This window comes from Streptomyces sp. NPDC017943 (assembly GCF_044328425.1).
Classification (GTDB): domain Bacteria; phylum Actinomycetota; class Actinomycetes; order Streptomycetales; family Streptomycetaceae; genus Streptomyces; species Streptomyces djakartensis_A.
Window position 1 is genome coordinate 255,201 of sequence record NZ_JBIRHH010000007.1, and the last position, 16,523, is coordinate 271,723.

18 protein-coding genes are annotated in these 16,523 nt (G+C 71.8%); 12 read left to right on the top strand and 6 right to left on the bottom strand.

Annotated elements, in window-relative coordinates:
• Positions 1-69: 69 nt before the first annotated feature.
• The 3 genes from ACH4C6_RS24005 to ACH4C6_RS24015 all read right to left on the bottom strand — a co-directional run bounded on the left by ACH4C6_RS24005 (position 70) and on the right by ACH4C6_RS24015 (position 2,367).
• Positions 70-768: a L,D-transpeptidase gene (locus tag ACH4C6_RS24005; RefSeq protein WP_398110639.1), complete on the bottom strand. Its 699-nt coding sequence runs from the start codon at positions 766-768 to the stop codon at positions 70-72.
• Between the two features lie 3 nt (positions 769-771).
• Entirely contained in the window at positions 772-1,359 is a 588-nt protein-coding gene (locus ACH4C6_RS24010) for a pyridoxamine 5'-phosphate oxidase family protein (protein ID WP_398110640.1), read from the bottom strand.
• 138 nt (positions 1,360-1,497) lie between these two features.
• Positions 1,498-2,367: a hypothetical protein gene (locus ACH4C6_RS24015; RefSeq protein ID WP_398110641.1), complete on the bottom strand. Its 870-nt coding sequence runs from the start codon at positions 2,365-2,367 to the stop codon at positions 1,498-1,500.
• A 245-nt stretch (positions 2,368-2,612) separates the two neighbouring features.
• Here ACH4C6_RS24015 and argH point away from each other — a divergent pair, with 245 nt between their 5' ends.
• The 4 genes from argH to ACH4C6_RS24035 all read left to right on the top strand — a co-directional run bounded on the left by argH (position 2,613) and on the right by ACH4C6_RS24035 (position 7,355).
• Positions 2,613-4,049 (top strand): argininosuccinate lyase, encoded by a 1,437-nt coding sequence (gene argH, locus ACH4C6_RS24020; protein WP_398110642.1) that lies wholly within the window; start codon positions 2,613-2,615, stop codon positions 4,047-4,049.
• Positions 4,050-4,218: 169 nt separating this feature from the next.
• A complete protein-coding gene (locus ACH4C6_RS24025; RefSeq protein WP_398110643.1) occupies positions 4,219-5,190 on the top strand; it encodes an aldo/keto reductase in 972 nt (323 codons plus the stop codon).
• A gap of 87 nt (positions 5,191-5,277) precedes the next feature.
• Entirely contained in the window at positions 5,278-5,829 is a 552-nt protein-coding gene (locus ACH4C6_RS24030; RefSeq protein WP_398110644.1) for a TetR/AcrR family transcriptional regulator, read from the top strand.
• Positions 5,826-7,355 (top strand): MFS transporter, encoded by a 1,530-nt coding sequence (locus ACH4C6_RS24035; protein ID WP_398110645.1) that lies wholly within the window; start codon positions 5,826-5,828, stop codon positions 7,353-7,355. Before ACH4C6_RS24030 ends, ACH4C6_RS24035 begins: the two co-directional genes overlap by 4 nt.
• A 452-nt stretch (positions 7,356-7,807) precedes the next feature.
• Here the strand turns inward: ACH4C6_RS24035 and ACH4C6_RS24040 are convergent, their stop codons facing one another.
• A complete protein-coding gene (locus ACH4C6_RS24040) occupies positions 7,808-8,482 on the bottom strand; it encodes a lysophospholipid acyltransferase family protein (RefSeq protein WP_398110646.1) in 675 nt (224 codons plus the stop codon).
• Between the two features lie 384 nt (positions 8,483-8,866).
• Here ACH4C6_RS24040 and ACH4C6_RS24045 point away from each other — a divergent pair, with 384 nt between their 5' ends.
• The 3 genes from ACH4C6_RS24045 to ACH4C6_RS24055 all read left to right on the top strand — a co-directional run bounded on the left by ACH4C6_RS24045 (position 8,867) and on the right by ACH4C6_RS24055 (position 11,194).
• Positions 8,867-10,057, top strand: a complete 1,191-nt coding sequence (locus ACH4C6_RS24045; RefSeq protein WP_398110647.1) for a glycerophosphodiester phosphodiesterase — start codon at positions 8,867-8,869, stop codon at positions 10,055-10,057.
• 90 nt (positions 10,058-10,147) lie between these two features.
• Entirely contained in the window at positions 10,148-10,639 is a 492-nt protein-coding gene (locus tag ACH4C6_RS24050) for a sigma-70 family RNA polymerase sigma factor (protein ID WP_398110648.1), read from the top strand.
• 57 nt (positions 10,640-10,696) lie between these two features.
• Positions 10,697-11,194, top strand: a complete 498-nt coding sequence (locus tag ACH4C6_RS24055; protein ID WP_398110799.1) for a GNAT family N-acetyltransferase — start codon at positions 10,697-10,699, stop codon at positions 11,192-11,194.
• A 57-nt stretch (positions 11,195-11,251) separates the two neighbouring features.
• Here the strand turns inward: ACH4C6_RS24055 and ACH4C6_RS24060 are convergent, their stop codons facing one another.
• Both ACH4C6_RS24060 and ACH4C6_RS24065 read right to left on the bottom strand, forming a co-directional pair.
• A complete protein-coding gene (locus ACH4C6_RS24060; RefSeq protein WP_398110649.1) occupies positions 11,252-11,683 on the bottom strand; it encodes a hypothetical protein in 432 nt (143 codons plus the stop codon).
• Positions 11,664-12,023 carry a hypothetical protein gene (locus tag ACH4C6_RS24065; RefSeq protein ID WP_398110650.1) on the bottom strand — a complete coding sequence of 120 codons (360 nt, stop codon included), beginning with the start codon at positions 12,021-12,023 and terminating at the stop codon, positions 11,664-11,666. The genes ACH4C6_RS24060 and ACH4C6_RS24065 overlap by 20 nt, the downstream gene beginning before the upstream one ends.
• 69 nt (positions 12,024-12,092) lie before the next feature.
• Between ACH4C6_RS24065 and ACH4C6_RS24070 the strand changes: the two genes are divergently transcribed.
• The 5 genes from ACH4C6_RS24070 (at position 12,093) to ACH4C6_RS24090 (ending at position 16,523) form a co-directional block, all read left to right on the top strand.
• A complete protein-coding gene (locus ACH4C6_RS24070) occupies positions 12,093-12,743 on the top strand; it encodes an HAD family hydrolase (RefSeq protein WP_398110651.1) in 651 nt (216 codons plus the stop codon).
• Positions 12,744-13,126: 383 nt separating this feature from the next.
• Positions 13,127-14,161 carry a methionine ABC transporter ATP-binding protein gene (locus ACH4C6_RS24075; RefSeq protein WP_398110652.1) on the top strand — a complete coding sequence of 345 codons (1,035 nt, stop codon included), beginning with the start codon at positions 13,127-13,129 and terminating at the stop codon, positions 14,159-14,161.
• Positions 14,158-14,865 (top strand): methionine ABC transporter permease, encoded by a 708-nt coding sequence (locus ACH4C6_RS24080; protein ID WP_398110653.1) that lies wholly within the window; start codon positions 14,158-14,160, stop codon positions 14,863-14,865. The genes ACH4C6_RS24075 and ACH4C6_RS24080 overlap by 4 nt, the downstream gene beginning before the upstream one ends.
• Positions 14,866-14,926: 61 nt before the next feature.
• On the top strand, positions 14,927-15,751 hold the full coding sequence (locus ACH4C6_RS24085) for a MetQ/NlpA family ABC transporter substrate-binding protein (protein WP_398110654.1): 825 nt from the start codon (positions 14,927-14,929) through the stop codon (positions 15,749-15,751).
• A 139-nt stretch (positions 15,752-15,890) separates the two neighbouring features.
• On the top strand, positions 15,891-16,523 hold the full coding sequence (locus ACH4C6_RS24090) for a GNAT family N-acetyltransferase (RefSeq protein WP_398110655.1): 633 nt from the start codon (positions 15,891-15,893) through the stop codon (positions 16,521-16,523).

Genomic DNA, 16,523 nt, shown 5'->3' on the forward strand with positions numbered 1-16,523 from the left:
TTCAGCCCGGCCGGGAGCCGTGTGCGCACGGCCATGACCGCGGGTGACTCCCGCTCGGCCGTCGTTCCGTCAGAGACGGGTGACGGCCGTCGGCCCGCTCGCCGTCCCCACGGCGATGTGCGGCCGCCGTGCCGGGTCGGCCCACAGCAGAAGGCGCCGCATCGCGTCCTTGGAGACGGACACGCAGCCGGCCGTCGCCCCACGCCCGTGGACGTGCAGGAAGATGCCCGCCCCGCGACCGCGCACCGGGCGGTCGTAGTTGAAGCCGACGACCAGGGCGTGCGCGTACTGCGTGCGGTAGGTGACGAGGTGTTCGGACTCGGCCGCCCGGCAGTCGGCCGCGCGGGGCTCGGTCCAGCGGTTGTAGGAGCGGGAGTCGTTGTCCTGGCACCACCAGGAGTCCTGGCGGACCCGCCGGTAGGGGTACTGGGTCCCGCGCGGGGCCGCCTCGATGCCGAACGCGTAGGGCAGGCCGTACACCCCGGTCGGGGTGGTGTTCGTGCTCTGTCTGCGCGAGGAGCCCTCGGTGAGGCCGTTCGCCCCGAAACGCGCGGGGGCGGAGCCGGCCCGCACCCAGCGCCCGCCCGCCGTGCGGTCCCACCAGGTCACGGTGCCCGTGGTCGAGGCGGTGCCCGCCGCCACGGCGGTGATCAGCTGGGTGCCGCCGCCGGTGTGCGCCATCCGGGCCGGCAGCGGAGCGGGGGCGGGCGGCCCGGCGCCGAGCAGGAGGAGGGAGGAGACGGCGAGGGCGACGGCACCGGGGCGCATGCCTCAGACCGTAGAGGGCGGCAGCGGCAGCGGCAGCCCGGGGAGCCCGTCCAGGCTGGTGGCGATGTACTCCTTCTTGGTGAAGTAGGCGTCGAGCGAGGCGTCGTCCTCGCGGGCGAACCGCTTGCCGTGCAGATCCCGGTCCTCCTCGTACGCCATGAAGGGGACGGCGTAGCCGCAGGTGTCGCGGACGAGTTCGGCGGTGACGACGATGATCGCGCGCAGGCCGTGCGGCGAGGGGTCGATGCCGGGGAAGTGGGCGAGCAGCTCCCCGAATCGGGAGTCGTCGCGGAAGACGGGCTCGCCCCTGCCGTGCACCCGGACGATGTTCGGCGGGCCCTGGAAGGCGCACCACATCAGGGTGATCCGTCCGTTCTCCCGCAGGTGGGCGATGGTCTCGGCGTTGGAGCCGGCGAAGTCGAGGTAGGCGACGGTGTGCTCGTCCAGCACCGCGAACGAGCCCGTGAGGCCCTTGGGGGAGAGGTTGACCGTGCCGTCGGCGGACAGGGGTGCGGTGGCGGTGAAGAAGACCGATTGTGCCTCGATGAACGAGCGGAGCCGGCCGTCTATGCGCTCATGTGTCTTTCCCATGTCCAGCCATTATGGGCGTAGTTAGTTTGGCTGTCTAAGGAATTGGGGGATCAGGTCACCTCTGCCGGACCCCGCGCAGTCCCCGACCGCGGCCGCCCCGGCCGGCGCTCCCACGGGGCGGCCGCGGCGCCTGTCACCTCACTTCGTGAGGGTGCAGGCGGCCAGGGTGTCGAGGCCCTGGGGCTTGGCGGCGGTGCGGCCGATGGCGGTGGCGATGCGGTTGACGGTGGCGACGCGCTTGTCCTTGAGGGGGCCGAGGATGGCGTTCTGGACGAAGTTGGGTCCGCCCTGTCCGACGGTGTCGGCGAGGCGGGTGTTGGCTTCGCGGAGCTGGGTGTCGAGCAGGGCGAGGTTGCGGTCGACCTCGGCCCGGGCGGAGGCGGGGACGGCGGGGAGCTGGGAGCGCACGTCCGGGCAGCTGATCGTCCCGGCGCGGCCGTTCCCGGCATTGCCCGTGTTCCCGGTATTGCCCGCGTTCCCGGCGTTGCCTGTGTCCCCGGCGTTGCCCGTGCCGCCGCCCGTCTGCGGCTTGCCGGCCTGGCCGTTGCCGGCGCCGTTGCCCGCGCCGTTGAGCGTGCAGGCGGCCAGGGTGTCGAGGCCCTGGGGCTTGGCGGCGGTGCGGCCGATGGCGGTGGCGATGCGGTTGACGGTGGCGACGCGCTTGTCCTTGAGGGGGCCGAGGATGGCGTTCTGGACGAAGTCGGGCCCGCCCTGTCCGACGGTGTCGGCGAGGCGGGTGTTGGCTTCTCGAAGCTGGGTGTCGAGCAGGGCGAGGTTGCGGTCGACCTCGGCCCGGGCGGAGGCGGGGACGGCGGGGAGCTGGGAGCGCACGTCCGGGCAGCTGATCGTGCCCGGACCGGCCAGGGTGCGGGCGGCGTTCCCGTTGCCCTTGGACGTCTCCCCGGCCAGGGCGAACCCGGCGATCACCGTGCCGGACAGCGCCACAGCGGCGGCGCCGCCGATGAGGGCGACGCGGCGCTTGTTGTACTTCGGAAGAGCCCTGGACATGGGGGTGCCTCACTAGGGTCGGTGTCGTCGGTGTGGGGAACGCGGCGCCTGCGCTCGGCGAGAGGTACGGGTAAGCGGTTTCTCGCGTTCAAAGGAGCGCCGAATTTCCCGGCGGGCGACTTCACCGACCCGCCACCCTCCGGTGGATTGACGAAACATGCAGACCACTGCATACTCATGCATACGGATCCCGGCTCGGTGACGCGTTCACCCCGGGGGCAGGAACCCATAGAGGAGCACAGCAGGTGAGCAGCAACAGCGGTGATGTCCGGCTCTGGGGCGGCCGTTTCGCCGACGGCCCCGCCGAGGCCCTGGCGAAGCTCTCCGCGTCCGTCCACTTCGACTGGCGGCTCGCGCCCTACGACATCGCCGGCTCGCGCGCCCACGCCCGCGTCCTGCACACGGCGGGCCTGCTCACCGAGGACGAGCTGGAGCGCATGCTCGCCGGGCTCGACCGGCTGGAGGCCGACGTCGCCTCGGGCGCGTTCGTCGGCACGGTCGCCGACGAGGACGTCCACACCGCCCTGGAGCGCGGCCTGCTGGAGCGCCTCGGCGCGGACCTCGGCGGCAAACTGCGCGCCGGCCGCTCCCGCAACGACCAGGTCGCCACCCTCTTCCGCATGTACCTCCGCGACCACGCCCGCGTCATCGGCGGGCTGATCGCCGAGCTGCAGGACGCGCTGGTCGGCCTCGCCGAGGCGCACCCCGACGTGGCGATGCCCGGCCGCACGCACCTCCAGCACGCCCAGCCCGTCCTCTTCGCCCACCACGTCCTCGCCCATGTGCAGGCCCTCTCCCGGGACGCCGAGCGCCTGCGCCAGTGGGACGCCCGGACCGCCGTGTCGCCGTACGGCTCGGGCGCCCTGGCCGGTTCCTCCCTGGGGCTGGACCCGGAGGCGGTGGCGAAGGACCTGGGGTTCGAGCACGGGTCCGCCGGCAACTCCATCGACGGGACGGCCTCGCGGGACTTCGTCGCCGAGTTCGCCTTCATCACGGCGATGATCGGGGTCGACCTCTCCCGGATCGCCGAGGAGGTCATCATCTGGAACACGAAGGAGTTCTCCTTCGTGACCCTGCACGACGCCTTCTCCACGGGTTCGTCGATCATGCCGCAGAAGAAGAACCCGGACATCGCGGAGCTCGCGCGGGGCAAGTCCGGCCGCCTGATCGGCAACCTGACGGGCCTGATGGCCACGCTCAAGGCCCTCCCGCTCGCCTACAACCGCGACCTCCAGGAGGACAAGGAGCCGGTCTTCGACTCGATCGACCAGCTGGAGGTCCTGCTGCCGGCCTTCACCGGCATGATGGCCACGCTCACCGTCCACCGCGAGCGCATGGAGGAGCTGGCCCCGGCGGGCTTCTCCCTCGCCACCGACATCGCCGAGTGGCTGGTCAAGCAGGGCGTGCCCTTCCGCGTCGCCCACGAGGTCGCGGGTGAGTGCGTGAAGGTCGCCGAGTCCGAGGGCAAGGAGCTGGACGCCCTGACGGACGAACAGTTCGCCAAGATCTCCGCCCACCTCACGCCCGAGGTGCGGACGGTCCTGAACGTCGCCGGCGCCCTGGCCTCCCGCAACGGCAGGGGCGGCACGGCCCCGAGCGCGGTGGCCGTGCAGCTGGCCGAGGTGAAGGCGGACCTGGCGATCCAGCACGAGTGGGCGCTGGCCAAGGGCAGCGCCCTCTAGAGGCCCGGGGCGGTAGCGGTGTGCGGCTGCGCCGCGTAGGCGCGACAGGCCGCGGCGAGCCCGCGCGCGCCTAGCCACCGCTCGAGCCGGACTCCGATCGCGAGCGCCGAAGGGCATCGCGGGTACGTTGGTCGGGAGCCGTACCGGACCCGACCGAACGGAGCCCGCGATGCCCTTCGCGCGACTGGCGACCGCGACGACCCCCACCTGCCACATCGGACTGGGCCTCGCCGCCGTCGGGCGCCCCGGCTACATCAACCTCGGCCGGGACGAAGACCTCGGAGCGGACCGCAGCGTCGACGCGCTGCGGTCCCGCACCCACGAACTCCTCGACGCCGCCTACGCCCAGGGCGTCCGCTACTTCGACGTCGCCCGCTCCTACGGCCGCTCCGAGGAGTTCCTCGCCGGCTGGCTCGAGGCCAGGCCCGCCGTCGACGACGTCGTCGTCGGCAGCAAGTGGGGCTACACCTACACCGCCGACTGGTCCACCGACGCCGAGACGCACGAGGTCAAGGACCACGGCCTCGCCACCTACGAACGGCAGCGCGCCGAGACCGACGCCCTGCTCGGCGACCGGCTCGACCTCTACCAGATCCACTCGGTGACCCCGGACAGCCCGGCCCTCACCGACAAGGAACTGCACGCGAGGCTCGCGGAGGCCGCCGCCCAGGGCCTGACCGTGGGCTTCTCCACCAGCGGGCCCGCCCAGGCCGACGCCGTCCGGGCCGCCCTCTCCGTCACCGTCGACGGCGAGCCCCTCTTCCGCACCGTCCAGTCCACCTACAACGCGCTGGAGACCTCCGCGGGTCCCGCCCTCGCCGAGGCGCACGCCGCGGGACTCACCGTGATCGTCAAGGAGGGCATGGCCAACGGCCGCCTCGCGGGCGCGCACGCGCCGGACGCCCTCCGGGAGGTCGCCGCCCGGACCGGGCTGGGCTGCGACGCGGTGGCGCTGGCGACGATCCTGCGCCGGCCCTGGGCCGGGGTCGTCCTGTCCGGCGCCGCCACCACCGCCCAGCTCGCCTCGAACCTCCACGCGGCGGTCGTCGACCTCGACGACGACCAGCTGGACCGCCTCGCCGGACTCGCCGAGGAGCCGCGGGCCTACTGGGAGCGCCGCGGACAGCTGCCCTGGCACTGAATCCCCGCGCCGGACGGAACCCCACCCGCATGAGTCACGCATGCCCGTGGTGAGACATTGATGTCTCATTCGGTGTATGGTTGTCTCATGGCTGTCGATCCCGACCACGTGCTGCGCTCCGCCGCCGCCCTGCTGACCCGCAAGTCCACCGCGACCATGGACGAGGTCGCCAAGGCCGCCGGGATCAGCCGTGCCACCCTGCACCGGCACTTCGCCGGACGGGACGCGCTCGTCCGCGCCCTGGAGTCGCTGGGCATCGCCGAGTGCGAGGCCGCACTGCGGGCGGCCCGGCTCGACGAGGGCACGGCGAGCGAGGCCGTACGCCGGCTGATCGGCGCCATCGAACCGGCCGCGGGGCTGCTCGCCTTCCTCTACACCGAGAACCAGTTGTTCGAGGGCGAGGAGCAGAACGCGGGCTGGACCGAGATCGACGACCGGATCTCCGCCCTGTTCCGGCGCGGCCAGCTCAGCGGCGAATTCCGCATCGACCTCACGCCCGCCTGGCTCACCGAGGCGCTGTACGGCCTGCTGGCCTCCGGCGCCTGGCTGGTGCAGAGCGGCAAGGGCGCACCCAAGGACTTCCAGCACATGATCGTCGAGCTGCTGCTCGGCGGCGCGGTCAGAAGAGAGGAATCATGACCAGCACCCTGCAGGCGGCCGAGACGGAGGCGGTGAAGCGTCCGGGCCGGTGGCTCGCGCTCGGCGTCCTGGTGCTCGCCGTACTGCTGGTGGCCGTCGACGCGACCGTCCTCGGTCTCGCGACCCCCTACATCAGCGAGGACCTCGAGCCCTCCGGCACGCAGCTGCTGTGGATCGGTGACGTCTACTCGTTCGTCATCGCCGGCCTGCTCGTGTCGATGGGCAGCCTCGGCGACCGGATCGGCCGCAAGCGGATCCTGCTCGGAGGCGCCACGGCGTTCGGCGCGATATCCGTCCTCAACGCCTACGCCACCACGCCCGAGACGCTGATCGTCGCCCGGGCGCTGCTCGGTGTCGCCGGTGCGACCCTGATGCCGGCCACGCTCGCCCTGATCCGCAACCTCTTCCACGACCCGCGCGAGCGCAGCCTCGCCGTCGGCATCTGGGGGGCCACCGCCTCGGCGGGTACGGCCGTCGGCCCGATCGTCGGCGGGTTCCTGCTGGAGCACTTCTGGTGGGGCTCGGTCTTCCTGATCAACCTGCCCGTGATGGCCGTCCTGGTCCTCGTCGGCATCAAGCTGCTGCCCGAGTCGCGTACGGCCGACCCCGGCCCCTGGGACCTGGTCAGCGTGGTGCTGTCACTGGTCGGCATGATCGGCGTGGTCTACGCCGTCAAGGAGACCGCGACCCACGGCATCGCGTGGAGCCCGGCGGCCGCGGGCCTGGTGGGCGCCGCCGCCCTCTACGGTTTCGTCCGCCGGCAGCTCAGGCTCCCGGCGCCGCTGCTGGACATGCGGCTGTTCCGCAACCGCGGCTTCAGCGGTGCCGTCCTGGCCGACCTGCTGACCATCCTCGGCCTGTCCGGACTGGTGTTCTTCCTGTCGCAGTACCTGCAACTCGTGCAGGGCAGGCGTCCGTTGGAGGCCGGTCTGGCCGAACTGCCCGCCGCTGTCGGAGCGGTGGTGGCCGGACTGATCGCCGGCCGAGCGGCCCGCCGCTACTCCGTCCGGGCCGTCGTCTCCGGCGGCCTGGCGGCGATCGGCCTCGCCCTGGCGGCACTGACCGTGGTCGACCAGTCCACCGGCTACCCGCTGCTCGGCAGCGCGCTGCTGGTGGTCGGTGTCGGCGCCGGGTTCTCCTTCACGGTGACCGCCGACGTGATCCTCTCCAGCGTGCCCAAGGAGCAGGCCGGTGCCGCGTCCGCGGTCTCCGAGACGGCGTACGAACTCGGCGCCGCCCTCGGCATCGCCGCGCTGGGCTCGATCGTGACGGCCGTCTACCGGGACTTCACCGGCCCGGCGGGCACGCCGGACGCGGCGCACGAGTCGCTGGGCGGCGCGGTCGAGGCGGCGGGGCACATGCCCGCCCACACCGCCGCCGCGATGCTGGACGCGGCCCGCACGTCCTTCGTCGACGGGCTGGCCCTCGCGGCGGGCGTCGGAGCGGCGGTCCTGCTGGCCACGGCGGTGGCGGCCTGGTTCCTGCTACGCCACCAGCGCCTGGAAACCACCCCGGACCACCCCTGACCCCCCGAACGCCGAAACGCCCCTGAGGACAGGGGCGCGGGGAACTGCGCGAAAACCCCCACGCACCCGCACCCGACTCTCAGGGGCGCGGCGAAACGGCGCACTCAGGGGCGCGGGGAACTGCGCGAAAACCCCCACGGACCGGCAGCCGAAGCCGAGGGGCGCAGCGAAACGGCGCACATAGGGGCGCGGGGAACTGCGCGAAAACCCCCACGCACCCGCACCCGACTCTCAAGGGCGCAGCGAAACGGCGCACTCAGGGGCGCGGGGAACTGCGCGAAAACCCCCACGCACCCGCACCCGACTCTCAGGGGCGCAGGGAAACGGCGCACTCAGGGGCGCGGGGAACTGCGCGAAAAGCCTGAGGCACCCGCACCCGCACCCGCACCCGCCGGACCACCGCTCACCGGCACCGACGGCCGGCGCGCCCTCGCCCCCGACCCGCCCAAAAACTACGCCGCTTCCTTCGCCTTGCTGGCATACATGTCCACGTACTCCTGCCCGGACAGCCGCATGACCTCGGTCATCACCGAGTCGGTCACGGCACGCAACACGTACCGGTCCCGGTCCATCCCCTCGTACCGGGAGAACTCCATCGCCTCACCGAACCGCACCGTGACCTTGCCCGGCCGCGGCACCCCGGCCCCACCCGGCTGGAGCTTGTCCGTGCCGATCATCGCGAACGGCACGACCGGCGCACCCGTCATCAGCGTCAGCCGGGCGATGCCCGTCCGCCCGCGGTACAGACGTCCGTCGGGCGAGCGCGTGCCCTCCGGGTAGATCCCGAAGATCCGGCCCTCCTCCAGCACCCGGCGCCCGGTCATGAGCGCGGCGACACCGCCCCGGCCGCCGTCGCGGTCGACCGGGATCATGCCGACACCGGTGAAGAACCAGGCCATGAGCCGGCCCTTGAAGCCCTTGCCGGTCACGTACTCGTCCTTGCCGATGAAGACGACCTGCCGGTCGCAGACCAGCGGCAGGATCATCGAGTCGATGAACGTGAGGTGGTTGCCCGCCAGGATGACCGGACCGTCGCCGGGAATGTGCTCCGCGCCCTCCACCTGGGGGCGGAACATCAGCCGCATGATCGGGCCGAGCACTGCCTTGATGAGCTCGAAGCGGGACAACGGACCCTCCGGTGTCAAGGGATGCGATATGAGTCTGTGCAGGTGAGGACGATACTCGCGGGGCCCGTGGTCGCGCACATCGGGCACGGCGACTTAACCGAGACCTTACGCACTGTTGACGCGGCTTCACCTGCGGTGACGCGCCGCCGACGGTGCGTGAGGCGCCGGAGGGTGTGACACACATCGCCTCCGGGCACACCTCATCGCGTTCCCGGAAGGGCGCGGCCGAACCGACCCGGATGCGACGAACCGTCAGTTCACCGCCCCCACCGGCCTCGGTGACATCCCCCGTCACCCGCGTGTTCCGCCCGCGGTCTCCCGTCCGTCATGTACGCGCCCCTACGATCGGCCCGCACGGACGAGGACGACGGTCAGGAGGCGCTCATGGCAACGCGCGAGTCGAACCAAGAGTCGAACGGGGACACGACCGGGGACACGGCCCGCACCGGACGGCGGGCGCTGCTCGGTGCGGCGGTGCTGGGCGCCGGCGGAGCGGTCCTCGGCATGGCCGGTACGGCCAGAGCCGACGGAACCCGGCACGGCGGCGGCGGGCTGGGCGGTCTGCCCAAGCCGACGATCATCGGCCACCGCGGCGCCAGCGGCTACCGCCCCGAGCACACCCTCGGCTCGTACCAGCTGGCCCTCGACATGGGGGCCGACATCGTCGAGGCGGGCGACCTCGTCCCCACCAGGGACGGCCATCTGGTGTGCCGTCACGAGCCGGAGATCGGCGGCACCACGGACGTCGCCGACCACCCCGAGTTCGCGGGGCGCAGGAAGACCAAGGTCCTCGACGGCGTCTCCACCACCGGCTGGTTCACCGAGGACTTCACGCTCGCCGAGCTGAAGACGCTCCGCGCGGTCGAGCGCATCCCGGCCAACCGCCCGCACAACACCCTCTACGACGGCCGCTGGGAGATCCCCACCTTCGAGGAGGTCCTGCGCTGGCAGGACGAGCAGACCCGCAGGCGCGGCAAACAGGTCTGGATCTACCCCGAGCTCAAGCACCCCACCTACTTCCGCCGGCAGGGCCTGCCGCTGGAGGAGCGCGTCGCCAAGGTGCTGCACCGGCACCGCAAGGACCGGCGGAACTCCCCGGTCGTGCTCCAGTCGTTCGAGCCGACGAGCGTCCAGCGGCTCGACAAGCTCGTGGACAACCCCCTGGTCGTCCTGCTGTCGTCGGCCGGCTCCCGCCCCTGGGACTTCGTCGAGACCGGCGACCCGCGCACCGTCGCCGATCTCGTGAAGCCGGCCGGCCTGCGCGAGATCGCCTCGTACGCGCAGGGCATCGGACCCACCCTGGACCTGGTGATCCCGCGTGACGCGCAGGGCAGGCTCACCCAGCCCACCACGCTGGTCGCCGACGCGCACAAGGCCGGCCTGATCCTGCACCCCTACACCCTGCGCAACGAGAACCCCTTCCTGCCCGCCGAGTTCCGCAAGGGCACGGACGCGGACGCCTACGGTGACGTCTTCGGCGCCTACCGGGCGTACTTCGCGACCGGCATCGACGGGGTCTTCACCGACCAGCCCGACACCGGCCTGCTGGCGCGTGAGGACTTCCGCAACCGCTGACCGCGTCAACTCCCCGGCTCACACCGCCCGGTCGGGTGAGGTTCCGCCGCCCGGGCAACCCACCGCCCGGGCGGCCGCGTCGCACCGCATATGACGCACGACCTGGTCACCGCCCTGCGCCCGCTGCTCACAGCCGAGGCCGCCGCGGAGGCATATGCCGCCGGAACCGAGGCGGGTGATCTGGAGCAGGCCGTCTGGCTCCGCCTGCTGGAACGCCTGGAGGCCGACGGCCCGCCGCACGACCCCGGGCAGTGGCTGCGCAGGGCGGTCCGGGCGGAGGCCCGCCGTACCCGCCGCACCCGCCGTCTCGAACGGCCGTACCCCGCCGAGCCGGCCGACGACGGCGGCGACCCCGAGCAGCTCGCCCTCGCCGCGGCCCGCGGGCGCGCCCTGCGCGCTGCCGTGCGCCGACTCCCGGGCCGCTGCCCCCGGCTGATGGAGGCCCTGCTCGCACCCGAGGACCTGACCTACCGGGAAATCGCAGGGGAGTTGGGTATCTCACAGGGGAGTCTCGGCCCGGAACGTTCCAGATGCCTGGGATGTCTGCGCAGATTGCTTCCACCGGAGGTTGCGGCCCGCTGAGGACGGGGATAGGAGTGGGGGACCATCGGTGATCAGATGAGCGGAAGGCGTGCGCACATGGGCATGAGCGTGACCATTTCTGCGGCGACCGAGCAGGACGCGGAGCAGATCTTCAGGTTGCAGTACCTGTGCTTCCAGCCGGAGGCGGCGCTGTACGGCAACTACCGCATCGACCCGCTCGTCCAGACCCTCGACTCCGTCCGCGAGGAGGTCACCCGCGACTGCGTCTTCGTGGCCCGGCTCGGCGACGAGGTCGTCGGCTCGGTCCGCGGCTCGGTCACCGAGGACGGCGCGGCCGTCATCGGCAAGCTCTGCGTCCACCCCCGCCTCCAGGGGCACGGCATCGGGGCCCGGCTGCTGCGCGCGGCCGAGGCGGCCCTGGCCGGCCGGCACGGTGCGACCCGCTTCCGCCTCCACACCGGCCACCGCAGCGAGGGCACCCTCCGCCTGTACCGCAAGGTCGGCTACCAGACGGTGGGCACGTCCCAGGGAGCCGACGGCGTACCGATGATCGTCCTGGAGAAGCCGGCGACGACCTACGCGGCGACCGCCTGAACCCGCCTCCCGGGGCGCACGGAGCGCTCCGCACGGCCCGGCGCCGCCCGGGGCACCTCAGACGGCGCCGGTGTCCCGCGTACGCGCGGAGCGCAGCCAGAAGATGGCGGTGAGCGGCAGCAGCACCGGGATGAAGAGGTAGCCCATCCCGAAGTCCGACCAGACCGTCGCGTCCGGGAAGGCGGACGGCTCCACCAGGGTCCAGGTGCCCACCGTCAGCACCCCGACCAGCTCGGCGGCGCAGCACGCCAGCGCGACCCTGCGCGCCGTCTCCCCGCCCCGCACCAGCGTGTACGTGATGAACCCGTACACCACCCCGGCCACCGCCGACAGCGAGTACGCCAGCGGCGCCCGGTCGAACTCGGTGGCGATCTGGTACGCCGAGCGCGACACCGCGCCGACCACCATCACGCCGTACAGCCACACCAGCAGCGTGCCCGGCCCGGAGGCCAGCCGCCGCCGGCCCGCCTCAGCCCGCCCAGATGTCATAGAGCCGCACCTCCAGCACCGCCAGCACCACACCACCGGCCGCCACCGTCACCGAACCCCACCGGGTCCGCTCGGCCAGCGACATGAACCCCGCCGCCGGGACGCACGCGAACGCCCCCAGCAGATACGCCACGAAGATCGTCGTGCCCTGCGCCGGCTCCTCGCCCCGCGCCAGCAGCACGATCCCCACGATCAGCTGGACCAGCGACAGCAGGGTGACCACGGCCATCCCGACGAAGTGCCAGTCCTTGGTCGGCTGGTCGCGGTAGGCCGCCCAGCCGCACCAGGCGGCCAGCAGCAGCGCGGCGACGCCGGTCACCAGCGTCAGGACAGTGAGCATGCAGCGACCCTATTACGCCCGGGACGGCCCCCTGCTCCGGGCCCTGGCCTGCACCGTAGGGTCGAGGGCATGACGATCCACGCGCAGGCCCTGCTCTTCGACAACGACGGCACCCTCGTCTCCTCCCTCGCCTCGGTGGACCGCTGCTGGACCCGGTGGGCCGCGGAGTACGGCATCACCGCGCAGGAGTTCGCCCGGGTCGAGCTGCACGGCCGGCCCGCCGCCGAGATAGCCGCCGACCTGCTGCCCGCCGAGGTGGTGCCCCAGGCCGTCGCGCGGATCGAGGAGCTGGAGGTCGAGGACGTGCCGAGCGGCGGCGTCGAGCTGCTGCCGGGCACCCGCGCCTTCCTCGACGCGCTGCCCGCCGACCGCTGGGCCGTCGTCACCTCCGCCACGCGGCGGCTGGCCGAGGCCCGCCTCGACGCCGTCGGCATCCGCCCCAAGACGCTGGTCGCGGCCGACGACATCACCCGCGGCAAGCCCGACCCCGAGCCGTATCTGCTGGCCGCCCGCGCGCTCGGCGTCGACCCCGCCCACTGCGTCGTCTTCGAGGACGCCCCCGCCGGGCTCGCCTCCGGCCGCGCCGCCGGGATGACCACCGTGGCGTTGACCACAACCCACCGGGCCGAGGAACTCCGGGCCGACCTGGTCGTGGAGAACCTGTCGGCCTTGTCCGCACTGGTCACCGACCGGGGCGTGGAGATCTCCCCGCGGGCGTGAGCGGGCCGGTCCGCCCGCCCCCCTGTCCATGGATGTCCAGCATGCGGACAGCAGCGGCCGGTCAGGACCGTACACATGTTTTACTTGCCGCATGACCACGACGAGCGACCGCGCCCCCGCGACCGAGGCGACCATGACGCCCGGTGCTCGTTGTATGTGTCGAATGTGCGCCTTCTAGAGGGCCCCCGCACCACCCCGAGCTCGCGCCCCGAAGCGAGACCGCGGCCCGTCCGCACGCCCTGAGCGGCGCGTGACGCGAAGCCGCCCGCGCACATGTTTCTCCCCGGTTCCCCTTTCCCGTGAGAACCGTGTCGCGTCCCTGACCGAATGCACCTGTGCCCGGGCACACCCACGCCCGCGCACTCGACAGTGACGGAAACCCAGTGATCACCACATCGGGCCTCACCAAGGTCTACCGCTCACGCGGCCGCGAGGTCACCGCCCTGGACGGCGTGGACCTGCACGTCCGCGAGGGCGAGGTGTACGGCGTCATCGGCCAGTCCGGCGCCGGCAAGTCCTCGCTCATCCGCTGCGTCAACCTCCTGGAACGCCCCACCTCCGGCACCGTGACCGTCGCCGGGCAGGACCTCACCGCCCTTGCGGGCCGCGGGCCCCGCGCCGGCAGGGAGCTGCGGCGGGCGCGCAGCCGGATCGGCATGGTCTTCCAGCACTTCAACCTGCTGTCCTCGCGCACCGTCCAGGACAACGTCGAACTGCCGCTGGAGATCCTCGGGCGGTCCGGCCGGGACCGCTCCCGCAAGGCCCTCGAACTGCTCGACCTGGTCGGTCTCGCCGACAAGGCCGGCGCCTACCCGTCCCAGCTGTCCGGCGGCCAGAAGCAGCGCGTGGGCATCGCCCGCGCCCTGGCCGGCGACCCCAAGGTCCTGCTGTCCGACGAGGCGACCAGCGCCCTCGACCCCGAGACGACCCGCTCCATCCTGGCGCTGCTGCGCGACCTGAACCGGCAGCTCGGTCTCACCGTCCTGCTGATCACCCACGAGATGGACGTCGTGAAGTCGGTCTGCGACTCGGCCGCCCTCATGGAGAACGGGCGCATCGTCGAGTCGGGCACGGTCAGCGAACTGCTCGCCACCCCCGGTTCGGAACTGGCCGCCGCGCTGTTCCCGCTCGACGGCGAGGCCTCGGGCGCGGACCGCACCGTCGTCGACGTGACCTTCCAGGGCGAGAGCGCGACCCAGCCCGTCATCTCCCAGCTCGCCCGCACCTACAACATCGACATATCGATCCTCGGCGCCGCCATCGACACCGTCGGCGGCCTCCAGGTCGGCCGGATGCGCATCGAACTGCCCGGCCGCTACGAGGACAACGTCGTCCCGATCGGGTTCCTGCGCGAGCAGGGCCTGCAGATCGACGTCCCGGGCCACGAGTCCGTACTGGTGAAGGAAGGTGCCAAGTGACCTGGTCCGAGATGCAGCCCCTGCTGACCCAGGCGTGTTGGGACACGCTCTACATGGTCGGCTGGTCCACGCTCATCGCCGTCGTCGGCGGGCTCCCGCTGGGCGTCCTGCTGGTCCTCACCGACCGCGGCGGCCTGCTCCAGAACGTCGTCGCGAGCAAGGTCATCGGGCAGGTCGTGAACATCGCCCGGTCGCTGCCGTTCATCATCCTGATGGTCGCGCTGATGACCTTCACCCGGTGGATCACCGGCACGACCATCGGCCGCGAGGCCGCCATCGTGCCCCTGGCCGTCGGCGCCATCCCGTTCTTCGCGCGCCTGGTCGAGACGGCCGTGCGCGAAGTGGACCACGGACTCGTCGAGGCCGTGCAGGCCATGGGCGGCAACACCTGGACCATCGTGCGCAAGGTCCTCGTCCCCGAGTCCCTGCCGTCGCTGATCTCCAGCACCACCACGACGGTCGTCGCCCTCATCGGCTACTCCGCCATGGCGGGCACCGTCGGCGCCGGCGGCCTCGGCGACATCGCCATCCGCTACGGCTACCAGCGCTTCGAGACCCAGCTCATGTGGATCACCGTCGCCATCCTCGCCGTCGTCATCTCCCTGATCCAGTTCGCCGGCGACTACGCGGCACGCTCCCTGCACCGCCGCGGCGCCCGCTCGGGCCCCGCCCCCAGACTGCGGCTCCTCAAAGCCGCCTCCTGAACTCCCCGTCCACCCATGACGGGGCAGCACCACCCCCAGGCCATAAGGAAAGGCACTTTTCGTGCGTAACACCGCCAAGATCACCACCGCCGTCCTCGCCGCCGGAGCCCTCACCCTCGGGCTCAGCGCCTGCGGATCGGGCGACTCCGGCTCCGGTTCCGACGGGCCCCTCGTCGTCGCCGCCAGTCCGGCCCCGCACGCCGAGATCCTCACCTTCGTCAAGGACAACCTGGCGAAGAAGGAGGGCCTCGACCTCGAGGTCAAGGAGTTCACCGACTACGTCACGCCCAACACCGCGACGCAGGACGGCTCCGTCGGCGCCAACTACTTCCAGAACAAGCCGTACCTCGACGACTTCAACAAGAAGAACGGCACCGACATCGTGCCCGTCGTCACGGTCCACCTGGAGCCGCTCGGCCTCTACTCGAACAAGGTCGACAAGGTCGAGGAGCTCAAGAGCGGTGCGACCGTCGCCGTCCCCAACGACACGGTGAACGAGGCCCGCGCCCTCAAGCTCCTGTCGGACAACGGGCTGATCACGCTCAAGGAGGGCGTCGGCAACGCGGCGACCCCGGCCGACATCACCAAGAACCCCAAGAACCTCAAGTTCAAGGAGCTGGAGGCGGCCCAGACGCCGCGCTCCCTCGACGACGTGGACGCCTCCGTCGTCAACGGCAACTACGCCCTGGAGTCCGACCTCAAGCCCTCCGAGGACGCCCTGATCCTGGAGTCCCCGAAGAACAACCCCTACGGCAACTTCCTCGCCGTGAAGAAGGGCAACGAGGACGACCCGCGCGTGAAGAAGCTCGCCAAGCTCCTCACCTCGCCCGAGGTCAAGAAGTTCATCCAGGACAAGTACGAAGGCTCCGTGCTCGCCTCCTTCTGAGCCCGCGAACGGCACCCGCGCGCACGGGGCCCCGCCTCACGGTCGAGGCGGGGCCCCGTGGTGCGCACAACTGCTTTCATGCTGCATGCTGGGCAGTTCAGCATGCCCTGAAGGTTCACCGAAGGTTACGGAGCGGCGCATGACGAGCACCTTCCCCAACGTCTCCATCAGCACGGAGCGGTTGGTGCTGCGTCCACTCGACGAGGACGACGTCCCCGCCCTGGCCGCGATGATGAACGACGAGCAGGTGGCGGCCTGGACCTCGGTCCCGCAGCCCTTCACGGAGGCCGACGCCCGGACCTGGATCACCGAGTACGCCCCCACCCAACGCGCCCGGGGCCGCGGACTCGACTTCGCCGTCACCGAGTTCCTCACCCAGCGCCTGGTCGGCCTCGTCCAGCTCGGGAAGACCAACTGGCACGTGCGCTCCACCGAACTGTCGTACATCATCGCCCCCTGGGCCCGGGGCGAGGGCTACGCCTCCGAATCCGCCCTCGCCACCGCCCAGTGGCTCTTCACGGACCAGAAGTTCGAGCGCATCGAGCTGCGCACGGCCGCCGACAACACCGCCTCCCAGCAGGTCGCCCAGAAGATCGGCTGCATCAGCGAGGGCGTCCTGCGCAACGCCTGCATAGCCCGCGCCCGGGCCGAGGACGGCACCTGGGCCGACGTACGCACCGACTTCATCGTCTGGAGCCTGCTCCCGGAGGACCTGGAGGGCGTCGGGGAGCAGCTCCGCGACGGTTTCACGTCCTTCGGCGACTGGAACTGA